Origin of the sequence: Novosphingobium sp. AP12 (genome assembly GCF_000281975.1) — a bacterium.
Lineage (GTDB): Bacteria > Pseudomonadota > Alphaproteobacteria > Sphingomonadales > Sphingomonadaceae > Novosphingobium.
The window spans coordinates 1-17,182 of record NZ_AKKE01000028.1 but is presented as its reverse complement, the minus strand read 5'-3'; the positions used below and the strand labels follow the sequence as shown (position 1 = coordinate 17,182).

Sequence of the window (17,182 nt, the reverse complement as noted above, 5' to 3'; positions counted from 1 at the left end):
AGCACGACACCTTCGCGCCTTTGCGCCTTTGCGCGAACACCCCTTCTCCTACTCCGCGCCTCGGCGCCTCCGCGTGAACCATCCGGAGAATCAGGGACGCGCCTGCCCCGTGCCGCGCACCTGCCACTTGTAGGTGGTCAGCCCCTCGAGCGCGACGGGGCCGCGGGCGTGTAGGCGGCCGGTGGCGATCCCGATCTCGGCGCCGAGGCCGAACTCGCCGCCATCCGCGAACTGGCTCGAGGCATTGACCATGACGATGGCGCTGTCGACCTCGTCGAGGAAGCGCTCGGCGGCCTCCGCGTCGTCGGTGACGATGGCGTCGGTGTGGTGCGAGGAGTGCGCGGCGATGTGGGCGATGGCGGGCTCGATCCCGTCCACCACGGCGACCGCAAGCACGGCGTCGAGGTATTCGGTGTCCCAGTCTTCGTCAGCGGCGGGTACGATACGCGGGTCGAGCGCCTGGGCGCGGGCATCGCCGCGCAGTTCGCAGCCCGCATCGAGCAGGCCCGCGACCACCGCCTCGCTCTCGGGGAACAGCGCGTCGAGCAGCAGCGTCTCCATCGCCCCGCAGATGCCGGTGCGCCGCATCTTGGCGTTGAGCGCGAGCTTGCGCGCCATCTCCGGCTCGGCGGCGGCGTGGATGTAGGTGTGGCAGATGCCGTCGAGGTGGGCGAGCACGGGAACGCGCGCATCGGCCTGGACCCGGGCGACGAGGCTCTTGCCCCCGCGCGGGACGATCATGTCGATCAGCCCGGCGGCGGTCAGCATCGCGCCGACGACGGCGCGGTCCTGCGTCGGCACCAGCTGAATCGCGGCGGCGGGGATACCCACGCTCTCGAGCCCGGCGGCCAGGGCGGCGCGGATCGCGCGGTTGGAATGGAGCGCCTCGGTTCCGCCGCGCAGCAGCACGGCATTGCCCGAGCGCAGGCACAGCGCGGCGGCGTCGGCGGTGACGTTGGGGCGGCTTTCGTAGATGATGCCGATGAGGCCGATCGGCACGCGGACGCGAGACAGCTTGAGGCCGTTGGGCCGCTCGCTGGCGGAGATCACCTCGCCCACCGGATCGGGCAGCGCCGCGACCTGCTCGAGGGCGTCGGCGATACCGGCGAGGCGCCCCTCGTCGAGCCGCAGCCGGTCGAGCAGCGCGGCCGTCAGGCCCTTCGCCTCGCCCGCCGCGATGTCCTGCGCGTTGGCGGCGAGGATGTCGGCTTGCGCCTCGCGCAGCGCGGCAGCGGCGGCGCGCAAGGCATCGGCCTTCTGCCCGTCGCCCAGCCAGGCAAGCACGCGCTGGGCGGCGCGGCCGTCACGCGCGAGCTGCTCGACCAGCGCTTCGGGCGAAAGCACGTTGGGATCGGCGGTCAGGGTGGTCTCGAGGTTCATGCCCTCCGGCTAGCACTGCCGCGCCCGGTTGTCACCGATCGCGAAGGGCGCGGCGACGGGCATTTTCCTACATCGCCCAGCGCTGCTACCTTCGCGCAGGCTCCTTCACATCGTCGGCATCCAGTGCGGCTTCGCCCATAAGAAAAGCCGTCCCGCGCATGTATTTCATCAACCAGGCGATGCGATTCCCGGGCAGCAAAATGACAATCGGTGTTGTATCCCTCGGCTCACCGCAGGACTCGTCCGACTCGGCTCGATTCGACAATGCTTCGAGCCGAGTCGATTCGCCATGCCAACCGCCCCCTGCTAGCTCGCCGATCCGGGACTGAGACATAGAATTTCCAGCGGGGTCGTTTTGCTATCCACATCAGCCGGGGCGCTTTTACAGCGCCTCAGGACTGCCTTCCCTGATCGCGAGTTCATCATGCGATCGCAGGGGCAGGTCCGTTTCATCCGCGTTTCGGCGCGGAGCCAGAAGATCGCCGCCGGTGTCGCGGTCGGCCTGCTCGGCGCCTGGTGCGCCTCGGTCGGCGCACTGGCGCTGTCGCAGGCCTCCACCGAGACCACGCAGGCCGCCCTCGTGCAGCGCGAGGCCACTGTCGCCAGGGCCGAAGGGCGCGTCCAGCAGTACAAGCAGGGCGTCGATGCGCTGGCTTCCGATCTCGTCCGCCGGCAGAAGTTCATCGAGCAGGTGGTGGACGCCCACATCGGCGACCTTCCCGAAGCCGGCACCGTCGAAGGCTCCGGCGACGAGGTTCCAGCCGCCACGAAGATCAGCGCCGCGATGCCGGGCGCCGGCCCCCTCGCCCGCATAGAGGCCGGACAGCTCGCTCTGGTCGATCGCCTGACCCGCTATGCCGACCAGCGCTCTGAGGCGGCCAGCGAGGCGATCCGCCACCTCGGCCTCAATCCGGGTGCCATGGCTTCGCGGGCCCGAACCGCAGAGGGCGGCCCGCTCATCAAGCTGGTCACCGCGAGCGACGGCAGCGTGGACCCCCGCTTCCGCCGCATGGGCCAGAGCCTTGCCCGCATGGACGCGCTGGAAAGCGGCCTCGCCTCGATCCCCCAGGTCAGCCCGGCCCACGTCGCCTATGTCTCGTCCAGCTATGGCTACCGGTCCGACCCCTTCACCGGCGGCGCCGCATTCCACGCCGGGCTCGATTTCCCCGGCCCGATGGGCTCGCCGATCTACGCCGCCGCCAAGGGCAAGGTCACCTTCGTCGGCCAGAAGTCCGGCTACGGCAACTGCGTCGAAGTGACGCACGGCAACGGCCTGATGACCCGCTACGGCCACCTTTCGGGCTTCCGCGCCCATGTCGGCCAGGAGGTCGAGGCAGGCGCTTTGATCGCCGCCATGGGCAGCACCGGACGCTCGACCGGTCCCCACCTGCATTTCGAGGTGCGCGTCAACGACCGCCCGGTCAACCCGCGCCCGTTCCTCGAAGCCGCTCGTAACGCCCAGACCAAGTAGGGCCAAAAAAGGAGAGACGCGGACATGGCCAAGGCCTTCATCAGCTCCCGCACCGTCAACGGCGCCACCAGTTTCTCGATGCTCGGCGCCGACACCGCCATCACCGGCAACATCCAGGCGAGCGCCGACCTGCACGTCGACGGCAGCGTCGACGGGGACATTTCATGCAACTCGCTCGTGCAGGGCGAAGGCAGCGAGATCACCGGCGCCGTGCGCGCCGAATCGGTGCGGATCGCCGGCCTCGTGCGCGGCTCGGTCGCCGCGCGTGAAGTGGTGATCCTCAAGACCGCGCGGATCGAGGGCGACGTCGCCTACGACGCTCTGACCATCGAGCAGGGGGCCCGCCTGGAAGGACGCCTCAGCCCCAACGGCGGCCAGATGCCTCCGGCCATCGCGCGCCTGCCCCACGCCGAACCGGAACTGATCCTGCCCGCCGCGGCGGAGTAACTGTCCTCAAGCCCAAAAAAAGGGCCGCGGGTTTTCGCCCGCGGCCCTTTTTCGTGTCTTGCAGGCGCGCTTACTGGCCGCGTTCCTCGGCCTCGGCGGCGCGCTTGGCTTCCAGCCAGGCGGCGACTTCGGCTTCCTGCGCGGCGGCGCTGGCGGCCTGGACCTGGGCTTGACGCTCGGCGCGCAGTTCCTCGATCAGCGCGGTGCGATCGTCGGACAGGCGCTCGTTGGTGAGGTTCTCGTCCTCCTCGATGCCCGCCTTCTTGGCAGCCTTGGCGACGATGGCGTCGAGTTCGCGCTGCGAGCACAGGCCCAGCGTGACCGGGTCCTTCGGGGTGATGTTGGCGATGTTCCAGTGCGAACGGTCGCGAATCGCCGCGATCGTGTTGCGCGTGGTGCCGATCAGCTTGCCGACCTGCGCGTCCGAAACCTCGGGGTGGTTGCGCAGGATCCAGGCGATGCCGTCCGGCTTGTCCTGGCGCTTGGACACCGGGGTGTAGCGCGGGCCCTTGGTACGGCTCACGTTGACCGGCGCCTTGTGCATGCGCAGCTTGTATTCGGGGTTGGCCTGCCCCTTCTCGATTTCTTCCATGGTCAGCTCGCCCGAACGCACGGGGTCGCGACCGGTATACTTGCTGGATGCCAGGTCGTCGGCCATCGCCTGGACTTCGAGCATGTGGAGTCCGCAGAATTCTGCGATCTGCTCGAAAGTCAGCGAAGTGACGTCGACCAGCCAGGAAGCGGTCGCGTGGGGCATCAGCGGAGTGGGCTGGCTCATGTCTCTATCTCCGGCGGAAACAATAAGGGCCGCCCCATCGGAGCGGCCGTACCGGGTCGATTTAGGCAATGTTTGCGGATTCGGCAAGCAAAAGGCTCGTTATTCGGCAGAGTCATTTACGGCGTCATTCGATCGCTTGTCTGGAACGTTTCACGTGGAACGCTCCGGCGACGTTTAAACCTCCAGCACGATCTTGCCGATATGGTCGCCCGCTTCCATCCGCACATGCGCCGCAGCAGCCTCGGCTAGTGGGAAACGGGCGTCCATGACCGGCCGCAACTCCCCCTCTTCCACGAGAGGCCAGGCGCATTCGAGGATTTCCTGCGCGAGCAGCGCTTTGAACTCGTCCGAACGCGGCCGCAGCGTCGACCCGGTGAGCGTGTAGCGACGGCTCATGACCACCGCCATGTTGATCTCCGCCTTCGCGCCGCCCTGCACCGCGATGGTGACGTGCCGACCCTCGGGCGCGAGGCACTTGAGATTGCGGGCGACGTAGCTTCCCGCGACCATGTCGAGCACGAGGTCGACGCCCCTGCCGCCGGTGATCCGTGCCACTTCCTCGACGAAATCGGCCGCCTTGTAGTCGATCGCATGATGCGCGCCGATCTTCAGCGCCGCCTCGCACTTGTCGGGCGAGCCGCTGGTGACGATGACGGTCAGCCCGAAATGACGCCCCAGCATCGTCGCCATGGTGCCGATGCCGCTGGTGCCGCCGTGGACCAGAAGCGTCTCGCCTTGCCGCGCGTAGCCGCGTTCGAAGACGTTGTGCCAGACGGTGAACAGCGTTTCGGGAAGCGCCGCCGCTTCGTCCATGGCGAGGCCGTCTGGGACCGGCAGGCAGTGCGCGGCCTTGGCGATGCAGTATTCGGCATAGCCCCCGCCCGAGACCAGTGCGCAGACCGCTTCCCCGGTGACGAAGGCATCCACGCCCTCGCCCAGTGCGGCGATGGTGCCCGAAATCTCGAGCCCCGGAATCGGCGAGGCGCCCGGCGGCGGCGGATAGTTGCCCTGCCTCTGCACGACGTCGGGGCGATTGACGCCGGCAAAGGCCACCTTGACCAGCACCTCACCCGGACCGGGCGCCGGCACGGAGACGACCGTGGCCCGGAGAACCTCGGGTCCGCCGGGCGATTCGTAGCCGACGGCGGTCATGGTGGCAGGCGGCTTCAGGTCCGGAGCGTCAGCTAACATGGCCCGATGGTGCCACAGCACTGGGCTGCGGGGAACACCTTTCGGCCCATTGACAGGCAGGAAATACAGTCCGATGCTGCACCGCAATGGACGATGATGATCGACCGCGGCTGCGGTCCTCCGAAGGAAACTTCGGCGCCGCCAGCCTCCTCGCCAGCGAAAGCCTGGAGCGCTATTCGCTGGACGAACTCGGCGCACGCATCGTCCTCCTGGAAGCGGAGATCGAACGGGTCCGCGCCCACCGGGACACATCTTCCGCGCACCGGCTCGCAGCCGATGCGCTGTTCAGGCCGCGATCATCGTGAGCCGCGCAGCTTCGCCTCTTGCCGCCGATACGGGTGCAACTGGAGGCAACCTCGCAACGGCCCTGATCGTTCCTATATCGATGCTGAAACCTCTTGCCGCCAAGCTCCCCACAGGAGAGTCGTCCCTCACAATGAAGGTCGCTTAAATGCCAAGTTTCGCGCAAAGCCTTGAAAAGACCCTGCACTCGGCTCTGTCTCACGCATCCGAGCGCAGCCATGAATATGCGACGCTCGAGCACCTCCTGCTCGCGCTGATCGACGACACCGACGCCGCTCAGGTCATGCAGGCTTGCGGCGTGGACCTCGGCGATCTCGGGGACGTGGTGCGCCAGTATCTCGATCAGGAATACCAGTCGCTCAAGACCGAGGAAAAGGGCGACCCCGCCCCGACCGCCGGCTTCCAGCGCGTGATCCAGCGCGCCATTCTCCACGTCCAGTCCTCGGGCAAGGACACCGTGACCGGCGCCAACGTGCTGGTCGCCCTGTTCTCCGAGCGGGACAGCTACGCCGTGTATTTCCTGCAGCAGCAGGACATGAGCCGCCTCGACGCGGTCAGCTATATCAGCCACGGCATCGGCAAGGGCGGCAAGCGCGTCGAGGATCGGAGCCCCAAGGGCTCGTCGGACGAGAACACGCCCACGCCCGAGGACAAGAACGAGACCAAGGCCGCCGCCGGCAACAAGAAGGACTCGGCGCTCGACCAGTTCACCGTCAACCTCAACGAGAAGGCGCTGAACGGCAAGGTCGACCCGCTGATCGGGCGCGGCCCGGAGGTCGACCGCACGATCCAGATCCTGTGCCGCCGGTCCAAGAACAACCCGCTCTACGTGGGCGATCCGGGCGTCGGCAAGACGGCCATCGCCGAGGGTCTGGCCCGCAAGATCGTCGAGGGCGACGTGCCCGAGGTGCTGGCCGAAGCGGTGATCTACTCGCTCGACATGGGCTCGCTGCTGGCAGGCACCCGCTATCGCGGCGACTTCGAGGAACGCCTCAAGCAGGTCGTCTCCGAATTGGAGAAGATGCCCCACGCGGTGCTGTTCATCGACGAGATCCACACCGTGATCGGTGCCGGCGCCACCAGCGGCGGTGCGATGGACGCCTCGAACCTGCTCAAGCCGGCGCTGTCGGGCGGCACCATCCGCTGCATCGGGTCGACCACCTACAAGGAGTTCCGCAACCACTTCGAGAAGGACCGCGCCCTGCTGCGCCGGTTCCAGAAGATCGACGTGAACGAGCCGACGATCGAGGATACCATCAAGATCCTGCGCGGCCTGCGCACGGCCTTCGAGGAACACCACAAGGTCAAGTACACGCCCGACGCGATCAAGACCGCCGTCGAGCTTTCGGCCCGCTACATCAACGACCGCAAGCTGCCCGACAAGGCGATCGACGTGATCGACGAAGTCGGCGCGATGCAGATGCTGGTGCCCCCCAGCCGCCGCAAGAAGACGATCACCGCCCGCGAGATTGAGCAGGTCATCGCAACCATGGCGCGCATCCCGCCCAAGTCGGTCAGCTCCGACGACAAGAAGGCGCTCGGCAACCTCGAGCGTGACCTCAAGCGCGTGGTGTTCGGCCAGGACAAGGCGATCGACCTGCTGTCCACCGCGATGAAGCTCAGCCGGGCCGGGCTTCGCGATCCGGACAAGCCGATCGGCTCGTTCCTGTTCTCGGGCCCGACCGGCGTCGGCAAGACCGAAGTCGCCAAGCAGCTCGCCACCATCATGGGCATCGAGCTGAAGCGCTTCGACATGTCCGAATACATGGAGCGCCACTCGATCAGCCGCCTGATCGGCGCGCCCCCGGGCTATGTCGGCTTCGACCAGGGCGGCCTGCTGACCGACGCGATCGACCAGAACCCGCACTGCGTCCTCCTGCTCGACGAGATCGAGAAGGCGCACCCCGACCTGTTCAACATCCTGCTGCAGGTGATGGACAACGGCCGCCTGACCGATCACCACGGCAAGACCGTCGATTTCCGCAACGTGGTCCTCATCATGACCACCAACGCGGGTGCGTCGGACATGGCCAAGCAGGGCATCGGCTTCGGCGACACCTCGAAGGAGGATGCCGGCGAGGAAGCGGTGAAGCAGATGTTCACGCCGGAATTCCGCAACCGCCTCGATGCGATCGTGCCCTTCGCCTATCTCGCCAAGGACACCATCAGCCGGGTCGTGGACAAGTTCATCCTCCAGCTCGAACTGCAGCTGGCGGACCAGAACGTCCACATCCAGTTCGACTCGGATGCGCGGACCTGGCTGGGTGATCGCGGCTACGACAAGCTCTACGGCGCGCGCCCGATGGGCCGCGTGATCCAGGAGAAGGTCAAGCAGCCGCTCGCCGAGGAACTGCTGTTCGGCAAGCTCGCGCACGGCGGCGAAGTCCACGTCTCGGTCAAGGAAGACGCGCTCAACTTCGAGCTGACGCCTTCCGCGCCCAAGGTCGCCAAGGCAAAGAAGAAGGCTCCGGCCAAGCGGGCGAAGAACCCCGGCACCCAGCCGGAAACCAGTTCCGACGACTGAGCCGAATAACCAGGCCAACGAGATGGGGTGGGAACCGCGAGGTTCCCGCCCCATTCTCTTTGGATGGCCCGCGATTTCTCCTGGATTAGACCCGAACCCTGGGGAATCCACGTCGTCCCCGCCGACTGCTGGATCGACCCGGCCCGGCCGGTCGATCGCGCGCTCGTGACCCATGGCCACGCCGATCACGCGCGCGGGGGCCACGGCCAGACGTTCGCGACCCCTGCGACCCTCGCGATCATGAAGCTGCGCTACGCCACCGAGGACGGCGCGGTGCCGGTCCCCTACGGCGAGCGCATCGCCTTGCCGGGTGACGTCCATGCCACCTGGATTCCTGCCGGCCACGTCCTAGGCTCGGCGCAGATCCTGCTGGAGCACGCGGGCGAGCGCATCGTCGTCACCGGCGACTTCAAGCGCCGCTCCGACCCCACCTGCCCGCCCTTCGAGGTCACCCCCTGCGACGTGCTGGTCACCGAGGCCACCTTCGGCCTCCCGGTATTCCGCCACCCGCCGGTCGAGCAGGAGATCGCCAAGCTCCTCGCCGCCCTTGCCGCCAACCCGGAGCGCTGCGTGCTCGTCGGCGCCTACGCGCTCGGCAAGGCGCAGCGACTGATCGCCGAACTGCGCCGCGCCGGGCACCGGGACACCATCTGGCTCCACGGCGCGATGGAGCGCATGTGCCGGCTCTACGAGGAATGGGGCGTGGACCTCGGCGATCTTCGCCTCATGTCCGATGCGACGAAGGAAGAGCTGGCCGGCAGCATCGTCGTCGCCCCGCCTTCCGCGCTCAACGACCGTTGGAGCCGGCGCCTGCCCGAACCGATCACCGCCATGGCCTCGGGCTGGATGCGCGTGCGGCAACGCGCCCGGCAGCGGATGGTCGAACTGCCGCTCATCATCTCCGACCACGCCGACTGGGACGAGCTGACGCAGACCGTGGTGGACGTGAACCCTGCCGAGACCTGGATCACCCACGGCCGCGAGGAAGCGATGCTGCGCTGGTGCCAGCTGAACCAGCGCAAGGCGCGAGCGCTGGCGTTGGTGGGGTACGAGGATGAGGATGACTGATACTTTCCGGAGATGTGCGCGACCTGGCTCAAAAAGAGTGTGGCACGCGGAGGCGCGGAGACGCGGAGAAGAAGAACAGGAAGGGTTCGCGCAAAGGCGCGAAGGCGCAAAGAGGTCCGGCAGCACCGCAGGCTATCTCTTGATGCCAACGCGTCGGCACACGCAACCCAGATATGAAAAGCGGCTTCGCCGCAAACACGACACCTTTGCGTCTTCGCGCCTTTGCGCGACCCCCCATTCCCTTTTCTTCTCCGCGCCTCCGCGCCTCCGCGTGCCAAACCCTTTCTGATGGAAGCGTTCGCCGCCCTCCTCGACGCGCTGGTCTATACGCGCAGCCGCAACGCCAAGCTCAAGCTCCTGGCCGACTACTTGCGCGTCACGCCCGACCCCGACCGGGGCTGGGCGCTCGCCGCACTGACCGACGGGCTGGACTTCCCGGCGGTGAAAAGCTCGACCATCCGCAACCTGCTGACCGAGCGGATCGACCCGGTGCTCTGGACGCTGAGCCGCGAGTACGTCGGCGATTCGGCCGAAACCGCCAGCCTGCTCTGGCCCGAACCGGCGCAGGCGCCCTCGCCGCCGACCGTTTCCGAAGCGGTCGACGCGCTATCCCGCATGACCCGCGCCAACGTCATGACCGACCTGCCGCGCCTGCTCGACCGGCTTGACGCGGAGGGCCGCTACGCCCTGCTCAAGCTGGCGACCGGCGCGATGAGGATCGGCATTTCCGCAAGGCTCGCCAAGACAGCTTTCGCGCAGGCTTTCGGCGTATCGGTGGAGGACGTGGAGGAACACTGGCACGGCCAGACCGCGCCCTATGCAGCCCTGTTCGACTGGGCCGCACATGGCGCCGAGCCGCCGAGCTCGCAGGACCTGCCGCTGTTCCGACCCTTCATGCTGGCGCATGGACTGGAGGAAACGCAGGTCGATCTGGCGGACTATGCCGCGGAGTGGAAGTGGGACGGCATCCGCGTGCAGGTGGTTCGCGCGGGCGGCGAAACGCGCGTCTATTCGCGTTCCGGCGATGACATTTCCGGCACATTCCCAGAGATCGCTGATGCCCTGCACATCGACGCGGTGCTCGACGGTGAACTGCTGGTGCGCGGCGCGCATCAGGGCGGCGAGACCGGCGGCGCGGCCAGCTTCAACGCGCTCCAGCAGCGCCTCGGCCGCAAGACCGTCAGCAAGAAGATGCGCGAGGAATACCCGGCCTTCGTGCGGCTCTACGACGCCCTCATCGTCGAGGGAGTGGACCTGCGCCCCCTGCCCTGGACGGATCGCCGGGCTGCGCTGGAAACCCTGCTCCCCCGGCTCGACCCGGAGCGCTTCGACATCAGCGGCGTCATCCCCGCCGCCGACTTCGCCGAACTCTCCGCCATTCGCGAAAGGGCACGCGACGATGCGATCGAGGGGGTCATGCTCAAGCGGCGCGACAGCCCCTACGTCGCGGGCCGCAAGACCGGCCTGTGGTACAAGTGGAAGCGCGACCCGCTGCTGGTGGACTGCGTGCTGATGTATGCCCAGCGCGGCTCGGGGAAGCGCTCGTCGTTCTATTCGGATTACACCTTCGGCTGCTGGGACGGCGATCCCGACGCCGGGGCCGAGCTACTGCCGGTCGGCAAGGCCTACTTCGGCTTCACCGACGAGGAGCTGAAATGGCTCGACCGCTATGTCCGCAATCACACCGTCAACCGCTTCGGCCCGGTGCGCGAGACCGACAGGTCGCTGGTGTTCGAAGTCGCCTTCGATTCCGTCCACTCCAGCAAGCGCCACAAGTCCGGCGTTGCCATGCGCTTCCCCCGCATCAGCCGCATCCGTGCGGATAAGCCCGCGCATGAGGCGGACAGGCTGGAGACATTGCGGGGGCTGATCCGCGATTGAGGGTTGGGTTTCACGTGGAACAGCCGAGGTCAGGCGTTAACCCTGAACTGCTTCTCGCGCGAGGTGGCGCCGCGCAGCAGTTCCACCCGCGACGGCGCCAGCCCCAGCGCCCGGGCGAGCAGATCGCGCACTGCCTCGGTTGCCTTGCCATCCTCAGGTTTCTCGCGAACCTTTGCGAGCAGGCGGCCGTCCGTGATCTCCAGTGCCTCCACGCGCGCACCGGGGGTCACGCGCAAGGCCAGTCGCCCTTCCCGGTCCACCATCGCCAGCAGCGCCTCGGCCGAGGGAAGTTCCGCCCGCGCCCGGGCCATTAGCCCTTCGAGCCGCCATGCACGCCAAGCGCCTCGGCGTGCATCCGGCCATTGATGACGTAGCCCTTCACGCCCGCCTGATTGGCTGCGATGGCGGCATCGTCGAGGTCGCGCAGGTGCTTTGCGGGGCGGCCCATCCACAGCTGCCGTGCGCCGATGCGCTTGCCGGTAAGCTGCGCGCCGGCTGCCAGCATGCCGTCGGACTCGATGTAGCTGCCGTCCATCACGATCGCCCCGAGGCCCACGAAGGCGCGGTCCTCCAGCGTGCAGCCGTGGACCATGGCGAGGTGACCAATCAGCACGTCGTCGCCGATGATGGTGGGAAAACCGTCCGGATTGGAGGGCTTGGGGCTGTCGCAATGGACGACCGAGCCATCCTGGATATTGGTACGCGCGCCGATGACGACGCGGTGGACGTCGGCGCGGATCACGCAGTTGTACCAAACGCTCGCATCCGGCCCGATCTCGACGTTGCCGATGATGCGGCAGCCCGGCGCGATGAAGGCGCTGGAGTGGATCCTGGGAGCCTTGCCATTGATCGCGGCGAGAGTGATGTCGGTGCGCTCAGCAGTCATGGAGTTCCTGTCAGCCTGTCCCAGCGGACGTGCGGGAGGATGGACGCGTGGTCGTCCGTCCAAGGCCCCGCCGCCCGTTCCTCGAGCGGCGACCATGGGCTATCCGCGTCGCCGTGCGCAAGAGCCGAGAGCACGGCGCGGTCACGCGAGAGGGCGATCCAGCGCGACGGCGTGTAGCGGGTGGTGTCCTCCGGGAAATCCAGCCGCGACAGCGCGCCGAGGCCGCTGTCCTGCGCGGTCGAGCCGATCACCGGGGCAAGGTCGATGTAGCGGTTGGAGATGTGCAGCATGAGCAGCCCGCGCGGGCTCAGCGCGCGCAGGTAGACCTGCATCGCCTCGCGGGTGAGCAGGTGCATGGGGATGGCGTCGGACGAGAAGGCGTCGATCACCAGCACATCGAGCGAGGCGGCAGGCAGGCCGGCCAGCTTGAGCCGCGCATCGCCTAGGATGACGCGGGCGCCGGGCGCGCATTGGCTCAGGAAGGTGAAGCGGCCCTGGCGTGAGAAGTCGAGGACGACGGGATCGATCTCGAAGAAGGTCCAGCGCTGTCCGGGTCGCGCTTGGCAGGCGAGCGAGCCGGTGCCCAATCCGACTACGCCGACGCGGGCGCCCGCGCCCTTGATCGCCGGTGTCGCTTTCAGCGCCAGCGCCGCGCCCGAGGTCGGGCCGTAGTAGGTCAGCGCCTCGCGCGAATGCGCGGGGTCGAGCGACTGCATGCCGTGCAGCGTGGTGCCGTGAGCCAAAGTGCGCATGTTTTCGTCGGCATCGTCGCGCAGGGTGTAGATGCCGAAGTAGCTGCGGGTGCGCTCTCCGGCCAGTGTCGCGCGGATCGTCCAGATGCCACCCTGCGCGACCATCGCCATCGCCAGCACCGCCACGAAGGCGCCGCGCCAGACCATGACCATCACGCCGGTGCCGATCAGAAATACGGTCAGAACCAGCGCGGTGAGGCTGCTCTCGGGATGCAGCGCGCAATTGTTCAGCTGCCACGACAGGAAAGCCGCGAAGGCCAGCAGCAGCGCGAGCGCGATGCGCGCCATGCCGGGCTCGATGCCATCGGTATTGCGCCAGCGCAGCAGCGGCTCCAGCGGCATGAGCAGCGCGGCGGCGAGGATAAGGATCGGATGCTCCCAGGCCCAGTCGAACACCAGCGGCGCAATGAGCGCGGTGAACACTCCGCCCAGCGCACCGCCCGCAGACATCGCCAGATAGAAGCGTGTAAGCTGCGTCGGACCGGGCCGCAGGTCGTAGAGCCGGCCATGGAGGGCCGTCGCCACGCAGAACAGCAGCAGGCATGCACCGCCCGCCATCCACAGCGTGCCCGAGCCGTTCGACAGCATGGCGTAACTGCCCGCGAACAGCACGACCACCGGCGCCCCCCGGCTCACCGCCATGACCGCCCCGCGCCGGTCGGCGAAGGCGAGCACGAAGCTCAGCAGGTAGAGCCCGAGCGGGATCACCCAGATCAGCGGCATTGCGAAGATATCGGTTGTGAGGTGCGTCGTCGTCGACAGCATGAGGCCCGAGGGCACCGCCGATAGCAGCAGCCAGAGCGCAATGGTGCGGCCGCCGATGGGGGCGCTCTCCTCGACCTCGACCGGGGCCGGCAAGGAGAGCTTGCGGCGGCTCAGCGCGGCGCAGATCACCAATGCGACCAGCAGTGCGAACCCGGCGCTCCATGCCACCGCCTGCGCGCGCAGGCTGAGCAGCGGCTCGGCCAGCAGCGGATAGGCGAGAAGGCCCGCGAAACTGCCGAGATTCGACGCCGCGTAGAGCGCCCAGGGCTGCCCCGCTGCGGGGTCGGCCGCGAACCAGCGCTGCATCAGCGGCGCCTGCGCGGAGACGACGAAGAACACCGGCCCGATGCTCAGCGCCAGCAGCAGCGGCACCCACAAAGTCTCGGACAGCCCGGCAATCGGCGGCAGCGCGACGAGGCCGACCGGAAGCGTCAGCGCCGCCAGCAGAAGCAGCGCGACATGGATGACCGCCTGCCGCCGCAGGGGCAACCGTCCGAGCATATGCGCATAGGCGTACCCGGCAAGCAGCAGCGCCTGGTAGACCAGCATCGCGCTGTTCCAGACGTTGGGCGCCCCGCCGAGCCGCGGCAGCGCCATGCGCGCGACCATCGGCTGCACCAGGAACAGCAGGAAACTGCTGACGAGGATCGTCGCGACGAACAGGTTCCGCGCAGAGCCTCCTGCCCGCGCCCTCAAGCCTGCGCCGCGCGCCATGTCTGGGCGGTGATCGAATGGACGATGGTGTTGCCGATCGGCGGCTCGAAGCGCGGATCGACGAAGTCGAGCTCCTCGCGCCGCCGCATGCCGAGGCGGGTCATCAGGCCCCAGCTGCCGGTGTTCTCGATATTGGTGATGGCGAAGATTTCGCCCGCGCCGAAGCGGCCGAACCCGAGATCGAGCGAGGCGGCGGCGGCTTCCTTGGCATAGCCTTTGCCCCACGCATCTTCGCGCAGGCGCCAGCCGATCTCCATCTCGCCGGTAAAGCTCGCTTCCGGCGCGTCGATCAGCTTGAGGCCGCAGAAGCCGAGCATTGCGCCGTCGTCCTTGCGCTCGACCACCCAGAAGGTGTGGCCGAGCTGCTCCTGGCGCTCGACGACGCGGGTTTCGAAGGCGGCGAGCTTCTCCGCGTCCATCACGCCGCCCAGCCAGCGCATGACGGCGGGCGTGTTGGTGACCTCGGCGAAACGCTCGATGTCGCCTTCGCGCCAGTCGCGCAAGACCAGCCGCTCTGTTTCCACGTGGAACATATCAGCCATTCAGCAGGCGCGCGGCGTGGGCCGCATGGTAGGTCAGCACGCCAGAACAGCCCGCGCGCTTGAAAGCGAGCAGCGTCTCCATGACCATCGCGTCACGGTCGGCGGCGCCGGCGGCCACGGCATGCTCGATCATCGCGTACTCGCCCGAGACCTGGTAGGCGAAGACCGGCACCTCGAAGCGCTCCTTCACGCGGCGCACGATATCGAGGTAGGGCAGGCCCGGCTTGACCATCACCGTGTCCGCGCCCTCGGCGAGGTCCATCGCCACTTCGCGCAGGGCTTCCTCGGTGTTGGCCGGGTCCATCTGGTAGGTCTTCTTGTCGCCCTTGAGCAGCCCGCGCGAGCCCACGGCGTCGCGGAACGGGCCGTAGAAGGCCGAGGCGTACTTGGCGGCGTAGCTCATGATCTGGACGTTGACGTGGCCCGCGTCCTCCAGCGCATCGCGGATCGCGCCGATCCGGCCGTCCATCATGTCCGACGGCGCGATGATGTCCGCGCCCGCGTTGGCCTGGTTGAGCGACTGGCCCACCAGCGCCTCGACCGTCTGGTCGTTGAGCACGTAGCCCGCCTCGTCGATCAGACCGTCCTGCCCATGGCTGGTGTAGGGGTCGAGCGCGACGTCGGTAAGCAGGCCCACCTTGTCGCCCAGGTCGTCACGAATCGCACGGATCGTGCGGCACATCAGGTTGTCCGGGTTGAGCGCCTCGGCCCCGTCCTCGCTGCGGCGCTCGGGCTGGGTATGCGGGAACAGCGCCAGGCATGGGATGCCGAGGTCCACCGCCTCGCGGGCGCGCGCGACGATGCCGTCGACCGACCAGCGCGACACGCCGGGCAGCGAGGCGATCGGCTGCTCCACCCCGTCCCCCTCGGTGACGAACAGCGGCCAGATCAGGTCCGCCGGGGTCAGCACGGTCTCGCGGTGGAGAGCGCGGCTCCAGGCGGTTGCGCGCACGCGGCGCAGGCGGCTGTGGGGATAGGTACCGGTCATGGCGGCTGCTTGCCGCAAAAACGCCGTGCGTTCAATCGCGGGAGGCTTGCGAAATGGGAGGTGAAGGTTGCGCGGGGAGTGCCCTCCCCGAGGCTCAGTCGGCGATCCTGTCGATCTCGCGCCCGGCTTCCACCACCGCGCTTGGCGCGGGTGCCACAGAGCCCAGGGCAGCGCCCGGCGCGATTCCCAGCAGCGCCTTGAGGCGGGCGTTGAAGGCGTCGCGCTCATGGCCGTCGATCTGCGGGCGGGCGACCACGGCGATGCCGGCGGGATTGATGGTATGGCCGCCGCGATAGGCTTCGAAGTGAAGGTGCGGGCCGGTCGAAAGTCCGGTCGACCCCACGTAGCCGATCACCTGCCCCGCGCGCACGCGGCTGCCGCTGGCCACCGCGATGCGGCTCATATGGCCATACCCGGTGTCGAGCCCGCCGCCGTGCTGGAGCCTTACGTAGTTGCCGTGCCCGCCGTGGCGTCCGGCGAACGTGACCGTGCCATCCGCCACCGCGTAGATCGGCGAGCCATAGGGTGCGCCGAAGTCGATGCCCGCATGCATGCGCACATAGCCGAGGATCGGGTGCCGCCTTGCGCCGTAGCCCGACGTTATGCGCCCGGCCACCGGCTGGCCGATCGGCACGCTGCGGGCCTGCCCTGCCGCTCCGGCGGGGAACATGCCGCCGTCCTTGCCCCAGCGCACGAGTTGCAGGCTGGGCTTCCCGGCTCGCTCGACACCGGCGTAGAGGAGGTCGCCGACCTGCCTCTCGCCCTTGGCCGAGCGCCTGTAGGCGACGATCAGGTCGAATTGGTCCTTCGCGCCCAGATCGCTTTCGAGGCTGACGTACTTGTCGAGCGCGCGCAGGTACGACTGGATCGCCAAGACCGGCGCCCCGGCGTTCCGCGCCGATCGGTAGAGGCTGGAGCCGACGGTGCCGCGGATGCGCAGCGGAGTCTCGTCGACGTGGATGGGATGGCGCACCAACGCGAGGCCGCCGCCGCTGCGCTCGATCGACAGATCGAGATCGAAGCGGGCGCGGAAGTCGAGCGAATCGAGGCTGCGCGGGGCACCGGCAGCCGGGCGCTTGCCCAGTGTTATGTCGAACTGCGTGCCCGAGGCGATTTCGCCCACCGGCACCGCCTGCGCGACCAGCGCCGAGACACGTGAAATGTCGGTGCCGCCCAGCCCCGCGCGTTCGAGCATGCGCCCGAGGCTGTCGCCCGCGCCGAGCGTGGAAACCATCTGGATCGCCGGCCGCTCGGGCACATTGGCGAGCGGGCGCACCAGCGGCGTCGCGCCCATGTGGCGGCCGCTGTCCGCGCCGAGCCCGAGGGGGGCGATAGACTGGCAGCGGAATTCATCGCGCGCCTGCAGATCGAGCGGCATCGTCGTCGCCGCCTCGACCGCCGAGAAGCTCGGGCAAAGCGCGATGGCTGCTGCGCCGAGTCCGAGCATGGTGGCGAGCCCGCGAAGCCAGGTGCGGCTGCCGATATCGGCGGG

General features: G+C 68.2%; 15 protein-coding genes. 6 read left to right on the top strand and 9 right to left on the bottom strand.

Annotated features, from left to right (window positions below):
• Positions 1-90: 90 nt before the first annotated feature.
• Positions 91-1,380, bottom strand: coding sequence for a glutamate-5-semialdehyde dehydrogenase (locus tag PMI02_RS05675; RefSeq protein ID WP_007679999.1), 1,290 nt, complete (start codon positions 1,378-1,380; stop codon positions 91-93).
• Positions 1,381-1,804: 424 nt separating this feature from the next.
• Here PMI02_RS05675 and PMI02_RS05665 point away from each other — a divergent pair, with 424 nt between their 5' ends.
• Both PMI02_RS05665 and PMI02_RS05660 read left to right on the top strand, forming a co-directional pair.
• Positions 1,805-2,851: a M23 family metallopeptidase gene (locus tag PMI02_RS05665; protein ID WP_007679997.1), complete on the top strand. Its 1,047-nt coding sequence runs from the start codon at positions 1,805-1,807 to the stop codon at positions 2,849-2,851.
• A 24-nt stretch (positions 2,852-2,875) separates the two neighbouring features.
• Entirely contained in the window at positions 2,876-3,298 is a 423-nt protein-coding gene (locus PMI02_RS05660) for a polymer-forming cytoskeletal protein (RefSeq protein ID WP_007679994.1), read from the top strand.
• 70 nt (positions 3,299-3,368) lie between these two features.
• Here the strand turns inward: PMI02_RS05660 and PMI02_RS05655 are convergent, their stop codons facing one another.
• Both PMI02_RS05655 and PMI02_RS05650 read right to left on the bottom strand, forming a co-directional pair.
• Positions 3,369-4,076, bottom strand: coding sequence for a DUF1013 domain-containing protein (locus tag PMI02_RS05655; RefSeq protein ID WP_007679991.1), 708 nt, complete (start codon positions 4,074-4,076; stop codon positions 3,369-3,371).
• A 174-nt stretch (positions 4,077-4,250) separates the two neighbouring features.
• Positions 4,251-5,267 (bottom strand): NAD(P)H-quinone oxidoreductase, encoded by a 1,017-nt coding sequence (locus PMI02_RS05650; protein WP_007679989.1) that lies wholly within the window; start codon positions 5,265-5,267, stop codon positions 4,251-4,253.
• A gap of 86 nt (positions 5,268-5,353) precedes the next feature.
• Between PMI02_RS05650 and PMI02_RS05645 the strand changes: the two genes are divergently transcribed.
• The 4 genes from PMI02_RS05645 (at position 5,354) to PMI02_RS05630 (ending at position 11,043) form a co-directional block, all read left to right on the top strand.
• A complete protein-coding gene (locus PMI02_RS05645; RefSeq protein ID WP_036502475.1) occupies positions 5,354-5,572 on the top strand; it encodes a DUF1192 domain-containing protein in 219 nt (72 codons plus the stop codon).
• Between the two features lie 146 nt (positions 5,573-5,718).
• Complete coding sequence (gene clpA / locus PMI02_RS05640) at positions 5,719-8,094, top strand: ATP-dependent Clp protease ATP-binding subunit ClpA (protein WP_007679987.1); 2,376 nt, start codon at positions 5,719-5,721, stop codon at positions 8,092-8,094.
• A gap of 63 nt (positions 8,095-8,157) precedes the next feature.
• The gene (locus PMI02_RS05635) at positions 8,158-9,162 is read left to right on the top strand and encodes a ligase-associated DNA damage response exonuclease (protein WP_007679984.1); all 1,005 of its coding nucleotides are present in this window, start codon (positions 8,158-8,160) and stop codon (positions 9,160-9,162) included.
• Between the two features lie 288 nt (positions 9,163-9,450).
• Positions 9,451-11,043 carry a cisplatin damage response ATP-dependent DNA ligase gene (locus PMI02_RS05630; protein WP_007679969.1) on the top strand — a complete coding sequence of 531 codons (1,593 nt, stop codon included), beginning with the start codon at positions 9,451-9,453 and terminating at the stop codon, positions 11,041-11,043.
• Between the two features lie 29 nt (positions 11,044-11,072).
• Here the strand turns inward: PMI02_RS05630 and PMI02_RS05625 are convergent, their stop codons facing one another.
• The 6 genes from PMI02_RS05625 to PMI02_RS05600 all read right to left on the bottom strand — a co-directional run.
• Complete coding sequence (locus PMI02_RS05625; protein ID WP_007679966.1) at positions 11,073-11,354, bottom strand: DUF167 domain-containing protein; 282 nt, start codon at positions 11,352-11,354, stop codon at positions 11,073-11,075.
• Entirely contained in the window at positions 11,354-11,929 is a 576-nt protein-coding gene (locus tag PMI02_RS05620; protein ID WP_007679964.1) for a gamma carbonic anhydrase family protein, read from the bottom strand. Before PMI02_RS05620 ends, PMI02_RS05625 begins: the two co-directional genes overlap by 1 nt.
• Positions 11,926-14,160, bottom strand: coding sequence for a fused MFS/spermidine synthase (locus tag PMI02_RS05615; RefSeq protein WP_007679961.1), 2,235 nt, complete (start codon positions 14,158-14,160; stop codon positions 11,926-11,928). The genes PMI02_RS05620 and PMI02_RS05615 overlap by 4 nt, the downstream gene beginning before the upstream one ends.
• The gene (locus PMI02_RS05610) at positions 14,139-14,693 is read right to left on the bottom strand and encodes a GNAT family N-acetyltransferase (protein WP_007679958.1); all 555 of its coding nucleotides are present in this window, start codon (positions 14,691-14,693) and stop codon (positions 14,139-14,141) included. The genes PMI02_RS05615 and PMI02_RS05610 overlap by 22 nt, the downstream gene beginning before the upstream one ends.
• Before the next feature lies 1 nt (position 14,694).
• Positions 14,695-15,690 carry a porphobilinogen synthase gene (gene hemB / locus PMI02_RS05605; RefSeq protein ID WP_007679955.1) on the bottom strand — a complete coding sequence of 332 codons (996 nt, stop codon included), beginning with the start codon at positions 15,688-15,690 and terminating at the stop codon, positions 14,695-14,697.
• 94 nt (positions 15,691-15,784) lie between these two features.
• On the bottom strand, positions 15,785-17,182 hold a 1,398-nt coding region (locus PMI02_RS05600; RefSeq protein ID WP_007679952.1), incomplete at its 5' end, for a M23 family metallopeptidase.

Excerpts from the sequence above, each read along its gene's own strand:
- PMI02_RS05650 (WP_007679989.1), bottom strand. The coding sequence starts at position 5,267 with ATGTTAGCTGACGCTCCGGACCTGAAGCCGCCTGCCACCATGACCGCC.
- PMI02_RS05635 (WP_007679984.1), top strand. The coding sequence starts at position 8,158 with ATGGCCCGCGATTTCTCCTGGATTAGACCCGAACCCTGGGGAATCCAC.
- PMI02_RS05655 (WP_007679991.1), bottom strand. The coding sequence starts at position 4,076 with ATGAGCCAGCCCACTCCGCTGATGCCCCACGCGACCGCTTCCTGGCTG.
- PMI02_RS05630 (WP_007679969.1), top strand. The coding sequence starts at position 9,451 with ATGGAAGCGTTCGCCGCCCTCCTCGACGCGCTGGTCTATACGCGCAGC.
- PMI02_RS05675 (WP_007679999.1), bottom strand. The coding sequence starts at position 1,380 with ATGAACCTCGAGACCACCCTGACCGCCGATCCCAACGTGCTTTCGCCC.
- PMI02_RS05615 (WP_007679961.1), bottom strand. The coding sequence starts at position 14,160 with ATGGCGCGCGGCGCAGGCTTGAGGGCGCGGGCAGGAGGCTCTGCGCGG.
- clpA (WP_007679987.1), top strand. The coding sequence starts at position 5,719 with ATGCCAAGTTTCGCGCAAAGCCTTGAAAAGACCCTGCACTCGGCTCTG.
- PMI02_RS05665 (WP_007679997.1), top strand. The coding sequence starts at position 1,805 with ATGCGATCGCAGGGGCAGGTCCGTTTCATCCGCGTTTCGGCGCGGAGC.
- PMI02_RS05625 (WP_007679966.1), bottom strand. The coding sequence starts at position 11,354 with ATGGCCCGGGCGCGGGCGGAACTTCCCTCGGCCGAGGCGCTGCTGGCG.
- hemB (WP_007679955.1), bottom strand. The coding sequence starts at position 15,690 with ATGACCGGTACCTATCCCCACAGCCGCCTGCGCCGCGTGCGCGCAACC.
- PMI02_RS05645 (WP_036502475.1), top strand. The coding sequence starts at position 5,354 with ATGGACGATGATGATCGACCGCGGCTGCGGTCCTCCGAAGGAAACTTC.
- PMI02_RS05610 (WP_007679958.1), bottom strand. The coding sequence starts at position 14,693 with ATGTTCCACGTGGAAACAGAGCGGCTGGTCTTGCGCGACTGGCGCGAA.
- PMI02_RS05620 (WP_007679964.1), bottom strand. The coding sequence starts at position 11,929 with ATGACTGCTGAGCGCACCGACATCACTCTCGCCGCGATCAATGGCAAG.
- PMI02_RS05660 (WP_007679994.1), top strand. The coding sequence starts at position 2,876 with ATGGCCAAGGCCTTCATCAGCTCCCGCACCGTCAACGGCGCCACCAGT.